6 protein-coding genes are annotated in these 5,467 nt (G+C 55.4%); all 6 read left to right on the top strand.

The window, feature by feature from the left end; genetic code table 11:
* Nucleotides 1-331: hypothetical protein (locus tag DWY95_RS16560; protein ID WP_347562150.1), on the top strand; the 331-nt coding region annotated here is incomplete at its 5' end.
* Nucleotides 280-468: a hypothetical protein gene (locus DWY95_RS17485; RefSeq protein WP_243082886.1), complete on the top strand. Its 189-nt coding sequence runs from the start codon at nucleotides 280-282 to the stop codon at nucleotides 466-468. The genes DWY95_RS16560 and DWY95_RS17485, both read left to right, overlap by 52 nt.
* Nucleotides 465-2,441, top strand: coding sequence for a C40 family peptidase (locus DWY95_RS16555; protein WP_118554321.1), 1,977 nt, complete (start codon nucleotides 465-467; stop codon nucleotides 2,439-2,441). The genes DWY95_RS17485 and DWY95_RS16555 overlap by 4 nt, the downstream gene beginning before the upstream one ends.
* 18 nt (nucleotides 2,442-2,459) lie before the next feature.
* A complete protein-coding gene (locus DWY95_RS16550; protein WP_097777297.1) occupies nucleotides 2,460-2,711 on the top strand; it encodes a DUF4315 family protein in 252 nt (83 codons plus the stop codon).
* Nucleotides 2,701-3,423: a DUF4366 domain-containing protein gene (locus DWY95_RS16545; protein WP_118554320.1), complete on the top strand. Its 723-nt coding sequence runs from the start codon at nucleotides 2,701-2,703 to the stop codon at nucleotides 3,421-3,423. The genes DWY95_RS16550 and DWY95_RS16545 overlap by 11 nt, the downstream gene beginning before the upstream one ends.
* Nucleotides 3,420-5,467 (top strand): DNA topoisomerase 3 (locus DWY95_RS16540; RefSeq protein WP_243082884.1); only part of this gene is annotated, 2,048 nt, incomplete at its 3' end. The genes DWY95_RS16545 and DWY95_RS16540, both read left to right, overlap by 4 nt.

The following is a 5,467-nucleotide window of genomic DNA, read 5'->3' as shown; positions in this document are numbered from 1 at the left end:
TTCGTATTACCTGCTGCTGCCGTTGGCGCGTGGCACGAACGGAAACGGGTATTCATCATCGGTTCTTCTGCCAACACCTCTTGCCAGCGACACCGGGGATGTGGGCAAGGGACTGGACATCCAAATCTCTGCGAACGGCAGCTACCGCAAGATGAACAAGGACGGCAAGGCGTGGACGGCGCGGCTTTCCCATGTGGTCTACCGGATGACCCCCACCACGCTGGAAAAGCCCTACCTCAACCCGGACTGGGTAGAGTGGCTGATGGGTTTCCCGCGCAAATGGACGGACATTCCCTTTGGGCCGAAGAACCCGCCGACATCCCGCGCCTGACCGAAGATGTGCCGAACCGCAGCAAGCGGATGAAAACGCTGGGCAATGCAGTTTCGCCGCCGCAGGTATTCCCGATTCTCAAATACATTGCGGACATTGAAACGGGCCGCTGTCCGATGGGAGGTGAAGAACTTTGAAAGAATTGCAGGCCAAAGCCAAAGTCACCCAGACCATGACCCGTGATGGTCTGGTGGTGGAAAATCAGGCTGACGGCACTGTAGAGAATGTTTCCAGCCGGGAGGCGGAACAGGATTATTCTACGGATTCCGAGGGCAAGGCCGAAAAAATACTGGAACGCACCGAGGACGTAAAGGACAAGCACAAGGCAAAGAAAAAAGCCAAACAAGCTGCGGCCACCGCCGAAAGCGAAGATGGCCTGCACCGTTCCGCTGCCCGTTTGGAATTGACCGAGGAAGAACGGGCAGACCCGGCGTTGCAGCCGTTTATTCAAAAAGCGGATGCAAAGGCTGACAAGCTGGATTCAGCCCGCGCCGCTCTGCCGAAAAAGCGTGTCCCGGTCAAGGGAAAAGTCTACGATGCTGTCAGCGGCAAGGCAAAATCCACCCTGCGTTTTGAGCAGCAGGACAAAGGCCCGCCCAGCCTGAAACCAAACCCGGCCAGCCGCCCACTGTCGGAAGCATTACTGTTCGCTCACGGAAAAATCCATGAAGTCGAACACGAAAATGTGGGTGTGGAGGGTGGCCACAAGGGTGAAGAACTGGTGGAGCATCAGACCGCCAAGGCCATCCGCAGCGGCATCCGGCACCACAAGATGAAGCCTTACAAGGCCGTGGAAAAGGCAGAGCGTCAGCTCATGTCTGCCAATGCAGAATACTTTTACCAGAAATCCTTGCGGGACAATCCGCAAATTGCACAGGCGGCCAGCAACCCCATTTCCCGGATGTGGCAGAAACGGCGTATCAAACAGCAGTATGCCAAAGCTACACGGCAGGCCGGACAAGCCGCCGCGCAGGGTGTCGCCGCCACTGCAGAGAACGGTTTCCGGGTAACAAAGCTGGCGGCCGAGGGCGGCGAACGGGTAGCCGAATTTGCGGCCCGGAACTGGAAAACCATTCTGATCGTGGCGGTGTTCGGTCTGCTGGCTCTGCTCTTGATAACGGGTTTGCAGTCCTGCACCGTGATGGCGGGCACCGCTGGAACCGGCGTGACGGCATCCTCTTACTTTTCCAAGGACAAGGATATGCTGGGTGCAGAAAAAACCTACGCCAAGCTGGAACAAAAACTGCAACGATATCTGGACACCTACGAGGCCACCCACAACTACGATGAATACCATTTTTATCTGGACAAAATCGAGCATGACCCCTATGTGCTGATCTCGATTTTGTCCGCGCTCCATGATGGCGTTTTTACATTGGCCGAGGTGCAGGGCGAACTTGAAATGCTCTTTGAAAAGCAGTATATCCTGACCGAGACCGTGACCATGCAGATACGTTACCGTACAAAAATGATGGTCATTATTGGCCCGTATGGCGTGCCGCAAGTTATCACCTACCAAGAACCGTATGAATACTACATCTGCACGGTCAAGCTGAAGAACAAGGATTTATCCCACCTGCCCGTGGAAGTACTGACCGAAGAACAGCTTAGTGCCTATTCGCTCTATATGCGCACGCTGGGCAACCGGCCGGATTTGTTTGGCAAAGCGCAATACCCCAATGCGTCCACCATCAAACAGCCCACCTACTACGATATTCCCCCGGAAGCACTAAAGGATGATAGGTTTGCCGCCATGATGGAGGAAGCAACCAAGTACATCGGCTACCCGTATGTGTGGGGCGGCAGTTCGCCCAGCACCAGCTTTGATTGCAGCGGCTACATTTCGTGGGTGCTGAATCACTCCGGCTGGAACGTGGGCCGCCAGACTGCACAGGGCCTTTACAACCTCTGCACACCCGTTTCGGCTGCGCAGGTCAAACCGGGCGACCTTGTATTTTTCAAGGGAACCTACGATACCCCCGGCGTGAGCCATTGCGGAATCTATGTGGGCAATTCCATCATGTTGCACTGCGGCGACCCTATCTCTTACACAAACCTCAACTCAAAATATTGGCAGGAACATTTTTACAGCTATGGGCGTTTACCGTAACGCCAGAAAGGATTTTGTATGGCAAAAAGACTTTCCCGCATTGAGCGCGATATTGAACGGCTCAAAGAAAAAATCTCTGAATACCAGCAGCAGTTGAAAGAACTGGAAGCTGCAAAGACCGAACAGGAAAATCTTCAAATCATTCAGCTGGTGCGCAGCATGAACATGAAGCCGGACGAGTTCGCGGCTTTTCTGCGCAGCGGTGCGCTGAACGCCGCACCTACCGTCACACCGTACCACAAACAGGAGGATGCCGCCGATGAAACCTGATAACTGGAACCGCTTCGCTGCCGGACTGCTGGCTATCCTGCTCTGCCTCTGTTCGTTCTCCATGCCTGCTTTTGCAAGCGGCTCTGACCCTGCCCCGGAACCTCTGCCGGAGATTATCGAAGAAGAACCCACTACGGGCGGCATGGAGCCGGAGGGTGTGCCTATCACGCCCAAAGGCAACGCAACGCTGGTGGACGATTTTTACGGCGACAAGCAGCTTATCACCGTGACCACCAAAGCCGGGAATTATTTTTACATTCTCATTGACCGTGCCAACGAGGACAAGGAAACGTCTGTTCACTTCCTGAACCAAGTGGACGATGCCGACTTGCTGGCCCTGCTGGATGAAGAACCGCAGACCGCCGAGGTCTGCACCTGCACGGTGAAATGTGAGGCCGGAAACGTCAACGAAAACTGCCCCTTGTGTGAAAAGAGCCTGCGCAACTGCACAGCCCCGGAAGCGGTGAAGACAGACACCGAAACGCCAGAGGAAAAGCCGAAGTCCAACATGGGCAGTCTGATGATCCTGTTGGTGCTGGCTCTGGCTGGCGGCGGCGCAGCACTCTATTATTTCAAGTTCCGCAAGCCCAAGGCCGATACCACCGGGCACGATGATCTGGACGAGTACGATTTTGGCGAGGATGAGGATGCAGACGAGGAACCGGCTGAAATCGAGATTCATTCGGAGGACGGACAGGAGGACGAAACATGAGCGTTCAGCTGGTAATTGCCGAAAAGCCCAGCGTAGCCCGCAGTATTGCCGCCGTGATCGGGGCCGCTGAAAAGCAAAACGGCTATTGGCAGGGTGGCGGGTATCTGGTCAGCTGGTGCATCGGGCATCTGGTGTCCTTTGCCGAGGCTGGCCAGTACGACGAAAAATACTGCAAATGGCGGTATGAGGATTTGCCCATCCTGCCCCAGCCGTGGCAGTTCATTGTCCCGGACGAGAAGAAACAGCAGTTTGAAGTTCTGCGTGCCCTGCTCAACCGCCCGGATGTGGACAGTGTGACTGCCGCAACCGACGCAGGCCGGGAGGGAGAACTGATCTTCCGCTTTGTCTACCAAATGGCCGGCTGCACGAAACCCGTAAAGCGGCTCTGGATTTCCAGCATGGAGGATGCCGCCATCCGGGAGGGCTTTGCAAACCTGTGCCCGGATTCGGATTATGATGCGCTGTACCAATCGGCCCTCTGCCGTGCAAAAGCAGATTGGCTGGTGGGCATCAATGCAACGCGGCTGTTTTCGGTGCTGTACCACAAGACTCTGACCGTGGGCCGCGTACAGACACCGACATTGAAAATGCTGGTGGACCGGGATGCAAAAATCCTGCGCTTCCAGAAAGAAAGGTATTACACAGTCGGCATCCAGTCTGGCAGCCTGAAAGCGGACAGTGGGCGCATTGCGGATGCAGAAACCGCAAATTCTCTCAAAGAAAAATGCACAGGTGCAAATGCAGTCTGCACGTCCATTCGGCGAGAGAAAAAGGCAGAACAGCCGCCCAAACTTTATGACCTGACTACCTTGCAGCGGGAAGCAAACCGTCTGTTCGGTTTTACCGCAAAACAGACCCTTGATTACGCCCAGCAGCTTTACGAAAAGAAACTGCTGACCTATCCCCGCACGGACAGCCAATATCTGACCGAGGACATGGGCCAGACAGCACAACATCTTGTGTCTGACCTGCTGGGGCTGCTGCCCTTTGCCCAAGGACTTGACTTGACCCCGGAAGTGGGCCGGATTCTGAACAGCAAAAAGGTATCGGACCACCACGCCATCATCCCCACGTCCGAATTTGCAAAGCAGGGGTTCACCGGCCTTGCGGAAAGCGAATGCAAGCTGATGAACCTTGTCTGCTCCAAACTGCTCTGCGCGATAGCCGCGCCCCATGAGTACGAAACTGTGACTGCTGTGTTCTCCTGCGCCGGAAATGAGTTCACCGCCAAGGGAAAGACCGTGCTTGTCCCCGGCTGGAAAGAGATCGAGCAACGGTTCCGCGCCACCCTGAAAGCCGATACCGAGGAAGAAGTTTTGAACGCACTGCCGGAACTGGCCGAGGGCCAGAACTTTTCCGTGACAACTGACATTTCGGAACATTTCACGTCCCCGCCAAAAGCCTACACCGAAGATACGCTCCTGTCGGCAATGGAGCGGGCAGGGGCCGAGGATATGCCGGAGGAAGCGGAACGCAAGGGGCTGGGCACACCCGCCACCCGCGCCGCGATTCTGGAAAAACTGGTGCAAATGGGCTTTGTGCAGCGCAAGGGCAAGCAGCTTGTCCCCACCAAGGACGGCATCAATCTGGCGGTGGTTCTGCCGGAAAGTTTGACCTCTCCCGCTCTGACCGCTGAATGGGAGAACCGCCTGACCGAGATTGCCAAGGGCAATGCAGACGCGGACGAGTTCATGGCCGAAATTGAAGCGCAGGTGCGCCAGCTGGTCAAGACCTATTCTTGTATCAGTGCAGATAAGCAAAACCTGTTCCAGTCGGAACGGGTTATTATCGGCAAGTGTCCCCGGTGCAGTGAAAATGTCTATGAGGGCAAGAAAAACTTCTACTGCGGGAATCGCAGCTGTCAGTTCGTGATGTGGAAGAATGACCGCTTCTTTGAGCAGCGCAAAAAGGCGTTCACACCGAAGATCGCCGCCGCTCTGCTCAAAAACGGTAAGGCAAAGGTCAAGGGCCTCTATTCCGAAAAGACAGGCAAAACCTATGATGCAACGGTGCTTCTGGCAGATACGGGAGGCAAGTACGTCAA

It is taken from the genome of Faecalibacterium sp. AF28-13AC (assembly GCF_003478405.1).
Taxonomy (GTDB): domain Bacteria; phylum Bacillota; class Clostridia; order Oscillospirales; family Ruminococcaceae; genus Faecalibacterium; species Faecalibacterium prausnitzii_E.
The sequence above is the reverse complement of the archived record's forward strand: the minus strand, read 5'-3'. Positions and strand labels throughout refer to the sequence as shown.